This is a genomic window from Devosia crocina, assembly GCF_900116545.1.
In the GTDB taxonomy this organism is placed as follows: domain Bacteria; phylum Pseudomonadota; class Alphaproteobacteria; order Rhizobiales; family Devosiaceae; genus Devosia; species Devosia crocina.
The window spans coordinates 654143-673241 of record NZ_FPCK01000001.1; the positions used below are offsets into that span (position 1 = coordinate 654143).

The window sequence follows — 19099 nt, forward strand, 5'->3', positions numbered from 1 at the left end:
TGAATTGGTTCTGCCGCTCTCCTCAGGCGGCAGCGTGATAGGCTTTGCCTGCCTCGTCAAAGACCATGGCGGCGTTGCCATCGATGGCCAGATAAACCGTGTCGCCGGGCTGGACGGCGCTGATGCCCTTGTCTTCGGCAATGATGGTCGAGCCATCGGCGAGGCGAGTATAAACCAGCGTTCTTTCACCCAGGCGCTCGACGACGTCGGCTTCGCCTTTGAGCCCCTGGCCCTCGGCTGCGATGCGAACAGCTTCGGGGCGAATGCCGAAGGTGAGCTTGTCCTTTGGCAGGCCGGCCATTGGCACCGCAGTTTCAATTGTCTGGCCGGGCAGGCCCACCGAGGCCTTACCATTGCTGTCGCTGACCGAAGCGATCGGCAGGAAATTCATCGCGGGCGAGCCGACAAAGCCGGCAACAAAGCGTGTAGCGGGCCGCGTATAAACCTCCATGGGCGTGCCGATCTGTTCGACGCGCTTGTTGTTCATCACCACGATGCGTGTCGCCAGGGTCATGGCCTCAGTCTGGTCGTGGGTCACGAAGATCATCGTCGCCTTGATGCGATGATGAAGCTGGGCCAGTTCCAGACGGGTGCGGACGCGCAGGCCAGCGTCGAGGTTGGATAGCGGCTCGTCGAGGAGGAACGCCTTGGGGTCGCGCACGATGGCGCGGCCGATGGCGACGCGCTGGCGCTGACCGCCGGAGAGCTGCGCGGGCTTGCGATCGAGCAGTTGGGAAATTTCGAGCATGCGCGCGGCGTCTTCCACGCGGCGCTTGATCTCTTCCTTGGGCGTGCCGACATTCTGGAGGCCGAAGGACATGTTGTCCCGCACCGTCATGTGCGGATAGAGCGCGTAGTTCTGGAACACCATGGCGACGCCACGCTCATTGGGCGGGAGCTGATCGACACGCTGGCCGCCAAGGTGAATCTCGCCGCCCGAAACCTGTTCGAGACCAGCAATCATGCGCAGGAGGGTGGATTTGCCGCAGCCCGAGGGTCCAAGGAAAACGATGAACTCGCCCGAGGAGATATGCATCGACACCTTGTCTAGGACGCTGACGGCGCCAAAGGACTTGCTGACCTCTTTCAGAACAATGTCGGACATATCGCTCTCTCCCCGAAACGCCTAAGCAGCGCCACTTGTCGAGCGTCCCGCACGTGAGGCGCCCAATCATTTGTATTATTTTTCAGATGGATCTCAGGCGCAGTCAATACCGTCACGTGATTTTTGGATCATTATTTTTGATAGGTATCAACATGCGCGTGACGGCGCTGTGGCGCCAGCGCCTCCGAGGGCGCTGGGTCATGCCTTGCCGATTGGAGCTGCCGGACGGCCCGTCAGTCGATCGGCTCGGCATCCTCGGCGGCAGCGCGGGCTTTTCGGCGGGCATTGTCGATCTGCTCGTGCGGCAGGGATGCCGCGGGCATGGTGGTGATGTCACGCAGCGTTTCGAAGGGCAGTTTGGGCGTGCGCCCTTCTGTCAAAAGCCCATTGACCTCCTGCTCGGTGTCGGTGACCTGAGTGTAGCAGTAGCCCGCCACATGCGGCATAGCCGCGATGGCGGAGAAGATGTCGCGCAGGCGGGCTTCGAAGTCCTTGGGATCGTCGACGGTGGAGTAGCCGTGCCACTTTTCGCCCTGCTTGGGCAGGTAGCTCAGGCCGCCGAATTCGGTGAGCATGATGGGCTTGTCGCCGAGATCGCGACCGTCGAGCACGATGCGGCGCCGGGCAGGGCCCATGCCCTCGAGCATCGCCTTGAGATCGGCGGTTTCGTGGAAGCGGCTCGCAAGCCCTGCGCCGTCGGGCGCGTAGTCATGCACCGACCAGATATCGCTTTCCACCAGCTCCCAGCCATCGTTGGAGATGGCAGGGCGGCTTGGGTCGAGCGCCTTGGTCAGGTGATACAGGGCGCTGGCATAGTGGGCCTGGTCCGGGCGGTCGGCGATCTGGGACACGCCCCAGCTCTCGTTGAGCGGCACCCAGGCGACGATGCAGGGATGGCTCTTGTCGCGGCGAATGGCGGCCATCCATTCCTTCGAGAGACGCTCGATGGCCGAGTTGGAAAAGCCATAGGCGCTGGGCATTTCCTCCCAGACGATAAGGCCGAGCACGTCGCACCAGTAAAGAAAGCGCGGATCCTCGATCTTCTGGTGGATGCGAACGCCGTTGAAACCCATCTCCTTGATGAGCTCGACTTCGCGCTTGAGTGCCTCGGGGCTGGGCGCAGCAAGGTGGGATTCAGGCCAGTAGTTCTGGCCGAGAACCATGCGCAAATAATAGGGCAGGCCATTAAGGAGGAACCGCTGGGCGCCGACGCCGACGCTGCGGAGGCCCAGATATGAGGCGACCTTATCCTGTTTGGCGCCATCGAACACGATCTCGGCGTCGATGAGATTGGGGCGCTCGGGGGTCCAAAGGAGATAATCGCGGTGAACCCCGTTCTCGAGCTGGGGCACGGCGATATCGATGCGCATCTCGCTTTCGGCCATCACGACGGTCTGCTGAGCCAGGAGCTTGGCGTGGGCCGTGAGCTTGATGGTGAGCGCCACCGGCTCGGTGGGGACAGTATTGAGACGCACCTCGCACCGGACGCGGTAATTGGCGAGATCAGGAACGAAATGAATGTCGGTCAGGTGCAGATCGGGCACAACGCTGAGCCACACCGGCTGCCAGATGCCGCTCGTGCGATGATACCAGATGGCATGCGGGGCTTCGAGCCAATCCTGCTTGCCACGGGGAATGCGCACGTCTTCCGGCTGATCCTCGGCGCGGACCACCAGCACCTGATCGCCCTCGATCAGCGCATGGGTGACATCGAGCGAGAATGGGACGTGACCGCCTTCATGGCTGCCGACGCAGTGGCCATTGAGCCAGACGGTGGCGGCATAATCGACGGCCCCAAAATTGAGGAGAAGCTTTTCGCCAGGTGCCAAAGTGGGCGCGGGGAAGGTGCGGCGATACCAGATGACCGGGTGAAAGCCGGTTTCGCGCAGGCCCGAAAGCTTGCTTTCAGGCGGGTAGGGAACGGTGATGCGGCGATCGAAGGCGTCAGTCTTGTTCCACCAGCTTTCCTTGATGCCCTGATCGGCATCGTCATGAGCAAAACCCCATTCGCCGCAGAGATCGATCCAGCCATCGCGGCGGAACTGCGGATTGGGTGCAATCGTGGTGTTAGGGCTGGTCAAGATTTCCTCGTCTGCGCATGAATTATGATAACGCATTAGCTTGAAGGCGCTTTGGACAGTCCGGCTGGCTCGCCGTCTCCTCAGTCCAAAGGCGTTTGCTAAATTTGTTTAGCAAACTGCGTCACCGCTGTTAGCTTGTCAAGAATGCTCAGATATTGGACTGTGGGCAGTGAAAAAGCGCGTAAAAATGGTCGACATCGCCCGGGCCGCAGAGGTCTCGCGCACATCGGTGTCGTTGATCCTCAACAAGGTGCCTGGCGTCCGGATCGCGGAAGCAACGCGGCAACGCGTGCTGCAAGTCGCGCGCGAGCTCGGCTATACGCCGGGGCCGCTTTTGAGCGATCTCGAACCGGCGCGGACGCGGGTTTTCGGGGTGCTGATCAACGAGATTTCGTCGGCCTATCCCGTCGACCTCATCTATGGGCTGCAGAACTGGGCCGATGCGCAGGGCGTGCAGGTGTTGATCCAGGTCAGCGATGGGGCTGCGGACCGCGAGGTCGCCGCGCTAGAACTGTTCGACCGGGTCGGGGTGACCGGCATCGTTTATGCGAGCACGTTTTCGGCCATTGTGTCGCCGCCAGCGCTTCTGGCGCGGTTCCGTCACGTGTTGCTCAACTGCCGGCGCGAGGACCGGACGGGGTTTTCGATACTGCCGGCGGAGCGGCATGGCGGTGCTTTGGCGACACACCATCTGGTCGAGATCGGCTGCCAAAAAATCGCGACTATCACGGGGGATCCGTGGCAGTTCGCAAGTCGCGAGCGGCTGGCGGGGTATCACCGGACGCTCAACAAGGCTGGCCTCGTGGCCTTATCCGGCTATGAGCAGAGCAGCGATTGGGGGCATCGCAGCGGCTATGAGGCAGCACTGCAGCTCTTCGCCCTACCAAACCCGCCCGATGGGATCTTTTGTCAGAACGACATCGTGGCGCGCGGCGCGCTCGAAGCGGCAAGGGAGCAGGGCGTGAATGTGCCCGGCGATGTGGCGATCATCGGCTATGACGACCGGGAATTCGCGCGGGATCTCGGGATTTCGAGTGTAACCCTGCCGTATCTCGAGATGGCGGAGCGGGCGTTTGCCGCGCTGACTTCTGCGGCCGATCTCGTCGATCGCACGATTTTTGTATCAGGAAAGCTCATGGAAAGGGCGAGCACCGCGCGGAATCAAGCCCAGAGCGCTTGATTGTATCACGTTTTTTGATACGACAATCAAAACTGAAGCTGGGGCGCCATGAGCCGGAATTTTCTAGTTGTCGATCCCGAGGAGAATATCGAGGTTCTCAAGGGGCTCGCTTCGCCGGTTCGGGTGCGGATTCTCAAGCTTCTGCATGTCGAGGGGCCGCTCAACGGCAATGATATCGCCGACCGGCTCGATCTGCCGCAATCGACGGTATCAACCAATATCCAAATCCTGGAAACGGCGGGGCTGATCCGCACGGAGACGCAGAAGGCGCGCAAGGGCAATCAGAAGATTTGCCACTCGACGTTCGATGAAGTGCTGGTGATGTTCAAGGAGGATATCACTCCGCTCAGATCCAACAGCATTGAAGTAGCAATGCCGCTCGGGCTTTATACCAGCTGCGAGGTTTCGGCGCCCTGCGGGCTGTGTTCGACCGAAGGGATCATCGGGCTTCTCGATGTGCCGGAGACCTATCTCGAGCCCGACCGCATGAAGGCGGGGCTGATCTGGTTCACTCGCGGCTACCTCGAATACCAGTTTCCCAACAATGCCAAATTAGCGCAGAACACGATCGAAGTGCTCGAATTTGCACTGGAACTGAGCTCGGAAGTGCCGGGGACTTCCGCAGATTGGCCGAGCGATATCACGCTTTCGGTCAACGGTACCGAGATCGGCACCTGGACCTCACCGGGCGATTTCGGCGATCAGCGGGGCGTCTATACCCCGGACTGGTGGAAGCTCAAGGGGAGCCAATATGGCAAGCTCAAGAGCTGGCGGGTGACCCAGGAGGGCACCTATGTCGACGGGGTGAAGATTTCGCCGGTTTCGCTGATCGATCTCGATCTCTCCAGCCGGCACTCGATCCGGCTACGGATAGCGGTTAAGCCAGATGCCAAGCATCCAGGTGGGATCAATATTTTCGGCCGAGGTTTTGGCAATTACGACCAGGATATCATCATGCGGTTGCAAACCTCGCGCTAAGGGGTGTTGGGTTTCGTACGCGGTAAAAATCATACAAAAGGGCTTCTGATCGGGTTGCGTATCGGAAGCGCCGTCTGTACAACCGATTTAATGATGTAAATCATAAAATCAGAACCTATTGGAGGAAACGGTGAAGGCGTCTGCTGTCGCGAACAAGGAATTCACGATCGCCAAGATCGATGATCGTGTCTATGGAGCGTTTCTCGAGCATCTCGGCCGCGCCATTTATGAAGGCATCTACGAGCCGGATCATCCGACTGCCGACGAGAACGGCATGCGCGGCGACGTGGCCAAGCTCGTCAAGGACCTCAACGTTCCTGTGGTGCGCTATCCCGGCGGCAATTTCGTTTCCGCCTATAACTGGGAAGACGGTATCGGCCCGCGCGAGGAGCGCCCAGTGCGGCTGGACCTTGCCTGGCATACCTCCGAAAGCAATCACGTTGGTATCCATGAGTTCGCCGACTGGTGCGCGACTGTCGGCACCGAGATGATGCTGGCGGTGAACCTCGGTTCGCGCGGCGTTGACGAGGCACGCAACTTCCTCGAATATGTCAATCACCCCGGCGGCTCCTACTGGAGCGACCTGCGCATCAAGAACGGGCGCAAGGAGCCGTGGAACGTCAAGCTCTGGTGCCTCGGCAACGAGATGGACGGCCCCTGGCAGGTGGGCCACAAGGACGCTGCCGAATATGGCAAGCTCGCTGCCAACACCGCCCGCGCCATGCGCATGTTCGACAAGAGCCTCGAACTGATCGTCTGCGGTTCCTCCAATGCCGATATGCCGAGCTATCCCGATTGGGAACGCATCGTGCTCGAGCACACCTATGACCATGTGGATTTCATTTCGCTCCACATGTACTTCTTCAATCCGGAGAAGGAGACGGCCAACTTCCTCACGATGGCGGAGAAGCTCGACACTTATATCGAGACCGTTGCCGCCACCATCAAGCAGGTGAAGGCCAAGAAGCGCTCCAAGCACGACGTCTATATTTGCTTTGACGAGTGGAACGTCTGGTACCACTCCAAGGAGCAGGACAAGAAGCTGCTGGGCGGCAATAGCGGCTGGCCGCATGCGCCCGGGCTTCTCGAAGACGTCTACAATTTCGAAGACGTGCTGATGGTGGGGTTGATCCTCAACACCTTCATCCGCCGCTCGGACGTGGTCAAGATCGCCTGTATTGCCCAGCTTGTGAACGTCATCGCGCCGATCATGACGGAAAAGGGTGGTCCGGCCTGGGCTCAGACGATTTACTACCCCTATTATTTCGCCTCGATCTTCGGGCGCGGCACAGCGCTCGATCTCAAGGTGGACAGCCCGACCTATGACGGGCGCTATGGCGACAATGCTGCCTATGTCGATATCTCGGGCGTTCATGACGAAGAGGGCAGCACGCTGACTTTCTTCCTCGTCAACCGTCACGGCACGGAAAATGCGGATGTTGAACTGAGCCTGCAGGGTTTTGCCACGGGCTCCGTGATCGACCACCAGGTGATGACGCATCCGAACCTGGAAGCGACAAACACCGCCAAGAACCAGGACGAGGTCAAGCCGCGCAAGGGCGAAGGCGCAACAGTGGTCGATGGCAAGCTGAGCGTGACCCTGCCGCCTTACTCGTACCAGATGGTGCGCGTGAAGATCTAAGGCGTCAGCATTTGGAATGTTGAAGCGGAGGCGTCGCGGGCGCCTCCGTTTTTGTTTGTCTGGAGAGCTGTTTAACGGCGACGGCCACACCTTCCCGTCACCACAAGGCTCTCCGGGTGGTCCATGCGGAGGCGAGATGGATTCCCGGACGGGCCGGGCAATGACGGTGAGCCGGGAACGAGCGTAAGACCGTTCCTTTGGTGGTGGAATGATGTATGCCCAAGGCCAACACCACACAGCCGGACCGGAGAAAATCATGGGCAATCGCCTCTCGAAAATCGTTACGCGGACGGGCGATGACGGCACGACCGGGCTGTCCGATGGATCGCGCCTTCCCAAGACCGACGCCCTGATCGAGGCGATGGGGACGGTCGATGAACTCAACAGTGTCGTGGGCTTTGCCGAAAGTCAGCAGACCAATCCGGTTCTGCGCGAGGCGCTGGTGGCGATCCAGCATGATCTCTTCGATCTTGGCGGAGCGCTATCGATGCCGGGGCATCCTGTCCTGACGGACAAGCATATCGAGGAGATCGATGAGACGGTGTCGCGCTGGAATGCCACCTTGCCGCCCCTCAAGGATTTCATTTTGCCCGGCGGTACGCCGGCCGTTGCGTCGCTCCATATGGCCCGCACCGTGTGTCGCCGCGCCGAACGGCGGTTGATTGCGATCGAGGATGCGCGAACGGCCGATGGGCGGATTTATCTCAATCGCCTATCGGACTTGTTGTTTGTTGCGGCGCGCCTTGCAGCGGAAGGGCAGGAGCGGCTGTGGTCGCCTAACCGGCGGAATAGTTGAGGATCGGGGCGAGCCAGCGTTCGACTTCGGCAATGTCCATGCCCTTGCGCTGGGCGTAGTCGATCACCTGATCGCGTTCGACCTTGGCGACGCCGAAATAATAGGCGTCGGGATGGCCGATATAGATGCCGGAGACGGATGATCCCGGCCACATGGCCATGCTTTCGGTCAGCGTGACGCCGGTATTGGCTTCGGCATCCAGAAGGCGGAACAGCGTCAGCTTCTCGGTGTGATCGGGCTGAGCCGGATAGCCGGGCGCGGGGCGGATGCCGCGATAGGGTTCGCCGATCAGTTCATTGGGCGCGAATGTCTCGTCTGCACCATAGCCCCAGAGGTTCTTGCGCGCACGCTCGTGCAGCATTTCGGCCATGGCCTCGGCATAGCGATCGGCCAGCGCCTTGACCATGATGGAGCCAAAGTCGTCATTGGCGCGCTCGAAGCGATCGGCGATCTCGCCCTCCTCGGGGCCTGCGGTGACGACGAAGCCGCCGACATAATCAGGTGTGCCAAGCGGTGCGACAAAGTCTGCGAGGGCAACATTGGGCCGGTTCTCGCGCTTGGATGTCTGCTGGCGCAATGTGAACAACGTCGCCAGCTCGTCGCTGCGCTCTTCGGAGGTGAAGAGCCTGATATCATCGCCCACGGCATTGGCTGGCCAGAAGCCAACCACAGCTCGCGGCTTGAACCAATTTTCATCGATGATGCGCTTGAGCATGTCCTGCGCATCGGCAAAGAGCTGGCGGGCCACTTCGCCCTGCTTTTCGTCTTCGAGAATGCGCGGATAGACGCCCTTCAATTCCCAGGTCTGGAAGAAAGGTGTCCAGTCGATATAGCGTGCGATCTCGGCGAGATCCCAGTTTTCGATGACGCGGGGCCCGAAGAACTGCGGGGCAGGGACATTGTAATCCGCCCAGTCGACCTTGAAGGCGTTAGCACGCGCCGCGCTCAGCGGCAGCCGCTGCTTGGCGAGCTCCGCGCGTTCGTGCTTTTCGGCAACCTCGACATATTCGGAGCGGATGTTCGCGACGTAATCGGCCTTGGCGGTCGGCGAGAGCAATTGCCCGACAACGCCGACCGCACGGCTGGCATCGGTGACGTAAATCGCTTGGCCGCGCGTGTATCGCGGCGCAATCTTCACTGCCGTATGGACGCGCGAGGTGGTGGCGCCACCGATAAGCAGGGGAAGGTCAAAACCCTCGCGCTCCATTTCCGAGGCGAGATGCACCATCTCATCAAGGGAGGGCGTTATAAGCCCTGAAAGGCCGATGACATCGACGTTTTCGGCCCGCGCCGTTTCCAGAATTTTCTGTGGCGGCACCATGACGCCGAGGTCGATGATCTCGTAATTGTTGCAGGCGAGCACGACGCCGACGATGTTCTTGCCGATGTCGTGAACGTCGCCCTTGACCGTCGCCATCAGGATTTTGCCTGCCGACTGACGATCCGACCCGCCATTGGCCTCCTTTTCGGCTTCCATATAGGGCAGCAGCACGGCGACAGCCTGCTTCATGACACGCGCAGATTTCACCACCTGGGGCAGGAACATTTTTCCCGCGCCAAATAGGTCGCCGACCACGTTCATGCCGGCCATCAGCGGGCCTTCGATCACGTGCAGCGGGCGCTCGGCGCTCTGGCGGGCTTCCTCGGTATCGGCTTCGATGAATTCGGTGATGCCATTGACCAAGGCATGCTCGATGCGCTTGGCCACGGGCCATTCGCGCCAGGCGAGGTCGCGGACCTTTTCTTCGCGCGCGCCGCCCTTGAAGCGCTCGGCGATTTCCAGCATGCGCTCGGTCGCGGTGCCGCCGGCCTTGGGCTTGCGGTTGAGCACGACGTCTTCGCAGGCTTCGCGTAGCTCAGGGTCGATCTGGTCATAGACGGCGAGCTGTCCGGCATTGACGATGCCCATATCCATGCCCGCCTTGATGGCGTGGTAGAGGAATACGGCGTGCATGGCTTCGCGCACCGGCTCATTGCCGCGGAAGCTGAAGGAGAGGTTGGAAACGCCGCCCGAAATGTGCGCGTGTGGCAGGTTCTGGCGGATCCAGCGCGTCGCTTCTATGAAGTCGACGCCGTAATTGTCGTGCTCTTCGATACCGGTGGCGACCGCAAAGACGTTGGGGTCGAAGATGATGTCTTCTGGCGGAAAGCCCATGTCCTCGACGAGGATCTTGTAGGCCCGGGCGCAGATATCGATCTTGCGCTGATAGGTGTCGGCCTGGCCGACTTCGTCAAACGCCATGACGACAACGGCAGCACCGTAGGCAAGGCAAAGGCCCGCATAATGGCGGAACTGGTCCTCGCCTTCCTTAAGGCTGATCGAATTGACGATGGGCTTGCCCTGAACGCATTGCAGGCCCGCCTCGATCACCTCCCATTTGGACGAGTCGATCATCACCGGGACACGGGCGATCTCGGGCTCGGAGGCGATCAGGTTGAGGAACTCGACCATGGCGGCCTTGGAGTCGATCAGGCCCTCGTCCATGTTGATGTCGATGACCTGGGCACCGTTCTCGACCTGGTCACGCGCCACCGCAAGCGCGGCCGGATAATCGCGGGCGGTGATGAGCTTGCGGAAGCGGGCGCTGCCGGTGACGTTGGTGCGTTCGCCGATATTGACGAAGGGAATATCGGGCGTGAGGACGAAGGGTTCGAGGCCGGAGAGCCGGAGATAGCGGTTCAATTCACGGTCCTTGGCTTGATGCCGGCGACGGCTTCGGAAATGGCGCGGATATGATCAGGGGTGGTGCCGCAGCATCCGCCCACGACATTGACGAGACCTTCTTTCGCGAATTCGCGGATTTGCCGCGCCGTGTCTTCCGGACCTTCGTCATATTGACCGAACGCATTGGGGAGGCCCGCATTGGGGTAGGCGCAGGTGAAGGTATCGGCCACCGCAGCGATCTCGGCCATGTGCGGCCGCATTGCCTCGGCGCCGAGGGCGCAATTGAGGCCGATGGTAAAGGGACGCGAATGGCGCACCGAATGCCAGAAAGCAGTCGGGGTCTGGCCAGTCAGGGTGCGGCCGGACGCGTCGGTGATGGTGCCCGAGATCATCATCGGCAGGGCCACGCCGGTTTTTTCGAATGCTTCCATGCAGGCAAAGATGGCGGCCTTGGCGTTGAGGGTATCGAAGATGGTCTCGATCAGGATGACATCGGCGCCACCGGCGATAAGGCCATTGACCTGTTCGGAATAGGCCTGGCGCAAATCTTCGAAGGTCACGGCGCGATAGCCGGGATTATTCACATCCGGACTGATCGAAGCGGTGCGATTGGTGGGGCCCACTGCACCGGCGACGAAGCGCGGCTTGCCGTCGATGGCCGTCGCGCGGTCGAGCGCACGACGGACGACGCGTGCACCCTCGACGTTGAGGTCGTGCACGGCGGATTCCATCCCGTAATCGGCCTGGGCGATTGTCGTTGCCGAGAAGGTGTTGGTCTCGACGATGTCGGCACCGGCCATGGCGTATTTGAAGTGGATCTCTTCGATCGCCTCGGGCTGGGTCAGGATCAGGAGGTCGTTATTACCCTTCTGCGGATGATCGGAATGGTGCCGGCAGGCATGACCGGAGCCATGGCCCACGAAGTCGTCCTCGTTCAGACCAAGGCCCTGGATCTGCGTACCCATGGCTCCATCAAGAATGAGAATGCGCTCCCGCGCGAGTTTCTCCAGAACCTTCCGGCTGGGAGACGGGACTACCGACATGACGACCTCGTGTTTTCAGAGGGGCTTTTAGCGATTGCTGCCCCTAAAGGGAAGCCAAGCGGCATGTGGTGTACAAGGGCGAGGGTGTGAAGGGTGGCGATAGGAGCAGGTCGCCACGTCCACCGTGAGATGTCTGCCGGTCAACTCTGATATTGCGCCAGGAATTCTTCGCTGGGGGCTATCGGCTTGATGATGTCGATCATGACGCCATTGGGGTCATTGGTTATGAAGTGCCGCTGCCCAAACGCTTCATCTCGCAGGTCCAGCAGGATAGGCAGCTTTGCTGACTGAGCGTAGGAGTAGAACGCGTCCACGTCCTCCACTTCGAAGTTGATGAGAAGTCCGGCGGCAGTGGAGCCTCGACCTGGGACCGGGATGGTCTGGTGATCGCGGTGCAGCACGGCAATGTTCACGTCAGCGTGCGTGGAGTGCTGCAGGTGAACGTACCAGTCGCTTTCGAAAACTGGCGCAAAATCAAAGTGCGTTCGCCAGAAAGCCGATGTTGTGTCTACGGCATCGGTCATAATTACGGGGTAGTAGCTGGTGATCTTCATAGCTGGCATTGTCCTCTGAAAAATCGTACAGTCTGTCTGTTTATAAAAATATACAGGCTGTTTGTATGCAAGAGAAAAGACGCACCAATATCCAACGGAGCGAAGCCACACGCAGCATGTTGGTCGCAGCAGCGCGCCGGCTGTTCATCGCACACGGTTATGCGGACACCTCGACGCCTGACATCTCTGAAGAAGCAGGGGTTTCCCGGGGCGCGCTTTATCATCAGTTCGCCGATAAACGGGCACTCTTTGAAGCTGTGATTACAAGCGAAGCCGAGGCGGTTGCCTGGGAGATCGAAAGAGCTACGCCGGAACATAATAACGGCAATGCGCACTTGATCACCGGTGCGCAAGCTTATCTGCAGGCCATGGGCAAAGAGGGGCGGTGCAGACTGCTTTTGGTAGACGGTCCGACTGTTCTCGGGCCTGCCCAAATGAGATCGATAGACGGGCAGAGCGGAGCCACGACGCTCGTCAACGGCTTGCGCGAAATTGCACCCGGTGCCGACATCGACAGGCTTGCTGCCTCCGCGGACTTGTTGTCCGCTGCTTTCGACAGAGCTGCACTTGCGATCGACCAGGGTGGAGCTAAGGATGTCTACGAAGCTGCAGTGATCGAGCTCATCGAGACGGTCGCTGAGCGCTTAAGCGCGGACTGAGGCGTGCCGCTTTGCCGCCTGCTGCTTATTATTTCCGGTTTTTTGCAGAGGCTGTCGCGTCAGGGCCGGTTGGATCGTCATATCGGTACAGCAACAATGGCTGAATGTGACGGTTTTGAAAGCGTGAGATCAGGGATGAGCAGAACAGTTGACGTACAAGGCATCTACGCGGCTGCGGTCGTGAAGGATTTCGAGGCAGCACTTGCGTGGTATGCAGCCTTGATGGGGCGCAAAGCCGATGATCTACCAATCCCGGGAATGGCGCAGTGGCGCAATATGGGTGCTGCCGGCTTGCAAGTTTGGCAGGACGAGCAACGGGCTGGCCGGTCCATAATGACCATCGTTGTCAAAGATTTGCAGCAGGAAAAACAACGCCTGGCCGAAGTTGGCATTCGTATGGAGAATGAGTTCAGCGGCGATTTCGGCGCTGTTGCTCAGGTTTTTGATCCCGAAGGCAATCGGATCAATCTGAGCGAACCGCCCAAGAACTTCGTGAACAGATAGAATGGCGGTTCCGAATCCCCCAACCTTCCTGAAAAGCCGCTTCTTGCTTGGCACAATCCCCGCCTCAGGCCACGGCCAGAGGCGGGGATCGGCTTTATCTAGAAGCTGGCCTTGGCGCCGGCGTAGAAGGTGCGGCCCTGGGTGTTGTAGCCGAGAACGTCCTGATACTGGGTGTCGAAAAGGTTGTGCACGCGGCCATAGAGTTCGACTTGGTCGCTGAGCTGGTAGTTGACGCCGCCATTGACCACGGCGTGGGCGGGCAGGATCACGTCGGTTGCCGGCCAAGTGGCGAAATCGGTGTCGAGCGTATCGCCGGTCATCACCAGTTGACCATGGACCGAAAGCGGGATGTCCGCGAAGGCATAGGCGAGATTGAGGGCGCCGGAATGCTCTGGGCGGCGGATTTCGCGGGTGTCGTCGGCATTGCGCGCATCGACATAGGTGTAGCTCACCCCGGCGGTGAAGCCGTTGAAGAAGTCAAGATTGGCGGTCAGTTCCACACCCTGGCGGGTGCTGGTGCCGGGCGAGTTGACCACGGTGCCGGGATTGAAGCCTTGGGTCGCGATCTCGTTGTCGAGCGTGAGATTGAAATAGGTCGCATCGAGCACGAGCATGCCGTCGAACAGGCTCTGCTGTACCCCGGCATCCCAGCCGAAGCCGGTTTCCGGCACAAGGTTCGGGTTGGGGATAAACGAGTTCGGGATATAGCCGAACTGTTCGAAAAAGGTCGGATTGGTCGAGCCGGTGCCGGCAGAGGCGTGCAGCTTGGTGCCAGTATCGGGGATCTGCCATGCGCCGCTCAAGCTATAGGTGGTGCTATCGGCAAAGGCATCGTTGAAATCGTGGCGCAGGGCGGCGGTGAGAAAGACCTGATCATAATAGGTGCCGCGATATTCGCCGACCAGCGAATGGCTCGTGCGTGCCTTGGGGTCGAGCATGCTCGGATCGGTTATCGCGGTGGAGCCGAGGCGCTGGAAGGTTTCGTGCACGAAATCGTAGCCGAGGGTCACCGTATGCGTGCTGTCGAGGAAGTCGGGCGTGTCGAAATGGCGCCCGACTTGGTAGGAGCCAGTATAGCGGTCGCCAACCGAAGAATCGGCGATGGCGCCAAAGCGGTCGGTCGATAAACGGTCGGTCGAGCCGGCGCTGACCCGCGCATTCTGGAACCAGAGCCCGTCTTCGCTGACCCACTTGAGCCCCAAAGAGCCGAAGAGTTCATGAAGGCGCGTCGTATCCGAAGTGTCCTGGACGATGCTTGAAAAATCCTGCCAGTCGCTCTCGGCGAAAACGCGGCCATAGCGCAGCGTGCCATCCAGCGTCAGGGAAGGGGTGATGTCGGCGCTGAAGCGGGCATTGGCGTCGATATGGTCGGACCCATCGAGTTCGTCGCCGAGGGACGAGATGTTGAAGCCATCCGTGTGGCGCAGGGTCAGCCCGCCCGAGGCGCGGAAATTATCCTGCCCATAGGCCAGCGAGCCGCCCGTCATCCTCGTGCCATCGGTACCGAATTCGGTCGCAACGCTGCCGCTGAAACCATCTGCACTTGCCGACCTGGTGACGATATTGATGACGCCGGCCATGGCGTTCGAGCCCCAGAAGGCGCTTTGCGGGCCGCGCAGAACTTCGATGCGCTCGATATTGGAAACGGCGAGGCGACCGAAATCAAACTCACCGGTCGAGGTCTCGCTGGCCGGAATGCCGTCGATCAGCACCAGCACGTGGTTGGCCTCGGCGCCCCGCACGCGCAGCTGGGTCAGATTGCCGGGGGAGCCGCTCTGCGACACGGCGAAGCCGGGGACGGTGCGCAGGATATCGGTGACATAGGCGGGCTTGGTGAGCGCGATCGTTTCACTATCGATCACGGTATAGGAGCGGCCCAGTTGCTGTTCTTCGAAGGGAGTGAGGCCTGCGGCATTGATCACGAGGGGGGCAAGGGTGGTCTGCTGTGCGGCAGCGGGCAGCGTCGTGGCAAGCATGGCTGCAAGAATGGCAAGGGACGAGGAACGCATGGAAGGGCTTTCTTGAGGCGAAATCAGCGCGGCACGGAGCGGCAGCGGCCAGCGCAGGGGCAGACGAAGGAAACTGGGGGAGGCGATCAGCGCGCCGGCAGCACAGGGAGGCGATGAGCAATCATCGATTTGGGTCCTCTCGCCGATCCGCCCGATCGGCCCGAAATGGAGTTCACTTCCACGGCAGGTCTCCTGGCTTGCGGATCAGGCCGAAATCTCGCCTTCCCAGCCAGGTGGCCAGTGGACAATGAGACCTCGTTTCCGCTGACAGTTGCGGGGGCAGCGCCGGACTGGGGATGGCTCCCGCACCGGCTTCCCTATTATCCCCTTGCAGGGACCATGGACCGCGCGAGAATGGCGAAGGCCGCCTGCCGTGTCAATGACATAAGGATTTCCTTATATGCATATCAACAGCGGCTTGGCCGCGCTCAGTCGATGGCGATCGACCGGTTGAAAACGCGGCGATAGCCAGGCGTGCGATCGGGGTGGAGGATGGAGATCAGGTCCATCAGCACAAGGTCGGGCCGCATGCTGCCCAGTTCGTAGAACTGCACGCCGCCATTGGGACCCTTAAGGGCGTCGGGTATCCAGACCTGGCCAGCCTTAGCAGCGGGCAGGGCCGCGAGTCGAGGATCTTCGGCTTGGATATCGGCAAGCGTGAGGTAGTTCATCGAGGCCTGGATCCAGACACGGGCGGACCGGGCGCGGGAGACCAGCAGCTCGAGATCGCGGATCTGGAAACTGCCGGTACTGGTGTTTTCGGCAAAGACATAGCGGCCGCCGGCGTCGCCGATCAGTTGTGCCATGAAGGACCGGCCACCGGCGGCAAAGAAGACGCCGTTGAAGGCCTGGCCGCTGAGCACGAGCGGCCGCTCGCTTTGGGGAATACCGGCGACGCGGGCGGTTGCCGTCTGGTAGCTGCGGGCCACTTCGTCGAAGGCCGCATTGGCCTTGGCTTCGGCATTAAAGAAGAGCCCGACAAACTTGACCCATTCGGCCCGGCCGAGGGGGGATGTTTCCTGCCAATCGGCGAAGCCGGCGACGGGAATGCCGGCCCCGGCAATGCGCTGCAACTCGGTTTCGTCGCCACCGGCCGCCAGCAAAAGGTCTGGCCGGTTGGCGAGCGCTGCCTCGATATTGGCGATTCCGGACGGGGCATATTCAACGACCGGTTTGGTGTGGATATGGTCGATCACCTCGGCGGTGGCAATGAAATCGCGCTGCGCGACGCCTGTGATCGCGGGGACCGCGGAGATGGCGACGAGCGCGGGATTGGCCGATGTGCTGCCCACGAAAAGCGACCGGATAGGAATCTGAATGCGTGGCGCGCCGGCAAGCTCAGGACCCAGTTCCGGGTCCGGCGTGCCGCACTGGACGAGAACATAGGTGGCGCTCGGTTCAGTGGTATCGGGCGGAGTGACCGTCAGGATCTTGTAGTGATCTAAGTAGGCGACGGAAAAGCCCTCGGCGTAATCGGGGTGCGACTGCTCGGGGAAGTAGCTGGTACCCGGCGCATAATCTGCAGCGCAGCCTTCAGCATCCAAAAGGGGGGATGCGGCCGCGGCGGGTGCGGCAGCAAGAAGGGCGAGGAGGGCTGCAAGAACAGGGCTCATGGCACGGGGTTTTCGTCGAGACTGCGCACGGTGTGGGCGAGGTCGGCATAGCTGCTGCCGCCGCTTGTGCCCTGGGTCGTTCGGAGGGTCCAGCCCTCGGCGGTCGCCAAAACGGAGAAGGAAGCGCGGTTCGGCTCGTCGGTCAGGCCATAGCCTTCCCGCTCCAATACGGTGCGGAGCAAGTCGCGTTCCGCCCCTGTTGCCGAAACGAAGACTTCGCCACGCAGCCGGGAGAGGATGCGGAAGCTGCGCTCGGTTAGGGAGAAGTCGATGGCATTGCTCGAAAATGCTGCTGAAAGCGCGGTGCCGCTCAGGAGGTCTTCGGGCGCTCCGTGGATAAGGCGGTTTGCTTTATCGATCAGCCACACGGTGTCGGAGAGGCGAAGCGAGAGATCGAGATCGTGGCTGGAAAGAATGATTGCGACATTCTGTTCGCGCGCCAGGTGCCGGAGCATAGCAAACATTTCGACCCGCGCTGACACATCGAGATAGGCGGTGGGTTCATCGAGCAGCAGGACCGCGGGACGCTGCGCAAGGGCTCGCGCGATCATGATGCGCTGCCGCTCGCCATCGGAGAGTTCGGCCATGTCGCGCTGGGCAAGGTGCTGCGCGCCCACGGCGGCAATGGCTTCGGCAACGATAGTGCGATCTCCCTGAGAGAGGCTGCCTGACCAGCCGGTATGTGGATAGCGGCCCAGCTCGACCAGACGCAGGGCCGGCATGGCTGCGAAAGCGAGGCGTTCGGTCAGGAGCACGCCCACAGCGCGTGCAAGATCGTATGCGGAGAGGCGCGCTGCATCCTGGCCGCGGATCAGCACCGAGCCGAAAAGTGGGGGCTGGCTGCGGGCAAGGGTGCGCAGGAGGGTCGACTTGCCTGCCCCGTTCCGCCCCAGCAGCGAGACCAGCTCGCCTGGCGCGACGGCGAGATCGAGTTGGTCGAGCAGGGCCTGAGCCTTGCCATGGCGGCGATAGCCGATGGTGAGTGCGCGCGTTTGGAGGGCCGGTATCATCCGGAGAAAACTCCACGGCGCGAGCGCAGGATGACCAGCAGCACTATGGGAGCGCCAATAAGGGCGGTGATGGCATTGAGCGGCAGAACGCCGAATTGGCCGGGCAGGAGGGAAATGAGCTGGGCCAGAAGCGCGATTTCGGCGCCCAGGACAATGGTTGCGGGAACAAGGAGCCGATGGTCGGAGGTTCTGAAAAGCGCGCGGGCCGTGTGCGGTATGGCAATGCCCAGAAACCCTATGGGGCCGCAAAAGGCGGTGACGGCTCCGGCAAGAAGCGAGGCGCTGCCCATGGTGACGAGCCTCATGAGGGCTGTGTTTAGGCCCATGGAGCGCGCGTAGTTTTCGCCTAGAAGCAGGGCGTTGAGCTGCTTGATCGAGAGCAGGCCAATGCCGAGGCCAAGAGCGATGACGGGCACGAGAACCTGAAGCTGGGTCCAGGTGACAGCGCTAAAGGAGCCAAATCCCCAGGCCGTCCAGCGTTCGAGCTGATAGGGCGCAGCGCCGGCAATAAGAACGGTAACGAAGGCGGAGATGGCATAGCCGACCATCAGGCCGAAGATGAGAACGGTGGCAGCGCTTTTGAGGCGCGCGGCAATGGCAAGGGTCGGGACAAGAACAAGGAGGCCGCCGAGGGTGGCCGCTCCCACGACAATGAAGCCGTCGCTCCAGCCCATGCCGCTGGCGAGAAACGTGCCGATGGCGCTGCCCGAGGCAAGCACGACCAAGGCAACCCCAAGGCTCGCTCCGGAGGTGACGCCCAGAACAAAGGGATCGGCGAGCGGATTGCGAAGAAGGGTCTGCATCTGCAGTCCGGCAACGCCCAGCGCGGCGCCCGCAAGGCAGGCGGTCAGGGCGCGGGGGAGCCGGATGCCGAGGATGATGTCGTGATCCGGATGGCCCGGCGGCAATTGGCCAAGGACGGCATCGAAGACGGAAGAAAAGGGAATCGCAGTCGAGCCAAGCGCAATGGCGGCAAGGAGGGTAAGCACCAGCAACGCCGCGCAAAGGCCAAGGATCACTTCCGGGCGAAGGCCGAACTCATGGTGCTCCAAAGACATTGTCCATTTGCCGCGCTTGATCACCTAGGTCTATGGCCGAGATTGCGCAGAGAAGCAAACCGGCGGACGAGCTACAGGCGGTCTGAACGCGCACTTTTCAGAACCGCGACACGTTTTTTCGCGCCTTATTGGAAGAAAACCCGGCTGGTCAACGTATACATGACGTGCGATGGAGCACGTCATGTATTTCAGAGCAGCAGGG

At 61.0% G+C, this 19099-nt stretch carries 13 protein-coding genes, 1 pseudogene and 1 riboswitch; of the genes and pseudogenes, 6 read left to right on the forward strand and 8 right to left on the reverse strand.

Features of this window, described 5'->3' with window-relative positions; all coding sequences use genetic code 11:
* Positions 1-22 precede the first annotated feature (22 nt).
* Together BM364_RS03035 and BM364_RS03040 are read right to left on the reverse strand one after the other, a co-directional pair.
* On the reverse strand, positions 23-1105 hold the full coding sequence (locus BM364_RS03035; RefSeq protein WP_092420737.1) for an ABC transporter ATP-binding protein: 1083 nt from the start codon (positions 1103-1105) through the stop codon (positions 23-25).
* Positions 1106-1338: 233 nt separating this feature from the next.
* Positions 1339-3186 (reverse strand): glycoside hydrolase family 2 protein, encoded by a 1848-nt coding sequence (locus tag BM364_RS03040; protein ID WP_210186378.1) that lies wholly within the window; start codon positions 3184-3186, stop codon positions 1339-1341.
* 169 nt (positions 3187-3355) lie between these two features.
* On the opposite strand from BM364_RS03040, the gene BM364_RS03045 reads away from it, so the two are divergent.
* The 4 genes from BM364_RS03045 (at position 3356) to BM364_RS03060 (ending at position 7782) form a co-directional block, all read left to right on the forward strand.
* The gene (locus tag BM364_RS03045) at positions 3356-4366 is read left to right on the forward strand and encodes a LacI family DNA-binding transcriptional regulator (RefSeq protein ID WP_139232463.1); all 1011 of its coding nucleotides are present in this window, start codon (positions 3356-3358) and stop codon (positions 4364-4366) included.
* A 48-nt stretch (positions 4367-4414) separates the two neighbouring features.
* Positions 4415-5344, forward strand: a complete 930-nt coding sequence (locus BM364_RS03050; RefSeq protein WP_092420745.1) for an ArsR/SmtB family transcription factor — start codon at positions 4415-4417, stop codon at positions 5342-5344.
* A 130-nt stretch (positions 5345-5474) separates the two neighbouring features.
* Positions 5475-6986, forward strand: a complete 1512-nt coding sequence (gene arfA, locus BM364_RS03055; RefSeq protein ID WP_092423809.1) for an arabinosylfuranosidase ArfA — start codon at positions 5475-5477, stop codon at positions 6984-6986.
* Between the two features lie 256 nt (positions 6987-7242).
* A complete protein-coding gene (locus tag BM364_RS03060) occupies positions 7243-7782 on the forward strand; it encodes a cob(I)yrinic acid a,c-diamide adenosyltransferase (protein ID WP_092423811.1) in 540 nt (179 codons plus the stop codon).
* Here BM364_RS03060 and metH read toward each other — a convergent pair.
* A pseudogene (gene metH / locus BM364_RS03065) lies at positions 7763-11490 on the reverse strand (methionine synthase). The gene BM364_RS03060 and the pseudogene metH overlap by 20 nt on opposite strands.
* 140 nt (positions 11491-11630) lie before the next feature.
* Positions 11631-12044 carry a VOC family protein gene (locus tag BM364_RS03075; protein WP_092420754.1) on the reverse strand — a complete coding sequence of 138 codons (414 nt, stop codon included), beginning with the start codon at positions 12042-12044 and terminating at the stop codon, positions 11631-11633.
* Positions 12045-12160: 116 nt separating this feature from the next.
* Here BM364_RS03075 and BM364_RS03080 point away from each other — a divergent pair, with 116 nt between their 5' ends.
* Both BM364_RS03080 and BM364_RS03085 read left to right on the forward strand, forming a co-directional pair.
* Positions 12161-12703: a TetR/AcrR family transcriptional regulator gene (locus tag BM364_RS03080; RefSeq protein ID WP_244542753.1), complete on the forward strand. Its 543-nt coding sequence runs from the start codon at positions 12161-12163 to the stop codon at positions 12701-12703.
* 3 nt (positions 12704-12706) lie between these two features.
* Positions 12707-13207, forward strand: coding sequence for a VOC family protein (locus BM364_RS03085; protein ID WP_139232464.1), 501 nt, complete (start codon positions 12707-12709; stop codon positions 13205-13207).
* A 98-nt stretch (positions 13208-13305) separates the two neighbouring features.
* Here the strand turns inward: BM364_RS03085 and BM364_RS03090 are convergent, their stop codons facing one another.
* The 4 genes from BM364_RS03090 to BM364_RS03105 all read right to left on the reverse strand — a co-directional run bounded on the left by BM364_RS03090 (position 13306) and on the right by BM364_RS03105 (position 18897).
* Complete coding sequence (locus BM364_RS03090) at positions 13306-15216, reverse strand: TonB-dependent receptor plug domain-containing protein (protein WP_092423813.1); 1911 nt, start codon at positions 15214-15216, stop codon at positions 13306-13308.
* A gap of 165 nt (positions 15217-15381) precedes the next feature.
* Positions 15382-15573, reverse strand: a riboswitch (cobalamin riboswitch).
* A gap of 71 nt (positions 15574-15644) precedes the next feature.
* Positions 15645-16829: an ABC transporter substrate-binding protein gene (locus tag BM364_RS03095; protein WP_092420763.1), complete on the reverse strand. Its 1185-nt coding sequence runs from the start codon at positions 16827-16829 to the stop codon at positions 15645-15647.
* The gene (locus BM364_RS03100) at positions 16826-17839 is read right to left on the reverse strand and encodes an ATP-binding cassette domain-containing protein (RefSeq protein WP_092420766.1); all 1014 of its coding nucleotides are present in this window, start codon (positions 17837-17839) and stop codon (positions 16826-16828) included. Before BM364_RS03100 ends, BM364_RS03095 begins: the two co-directional genes overlap by 4 nt.
* Complete coding sequence (locus BM364_RS03105; protein ID WP_092423815.1) at positions 17836-18897, reverse strand: FecCD family ABC transporter permease; 1062 nt, start codon at positions 18895-18897, stop codon at positions 17836-17838. The genes BM364_RS03100 and BM364_RS03105 overlap by 4 nt, the downstream gene beginning before the upstream one ends.
* Positions 18898-19099 lie beyond the last annotated feature (202 nt).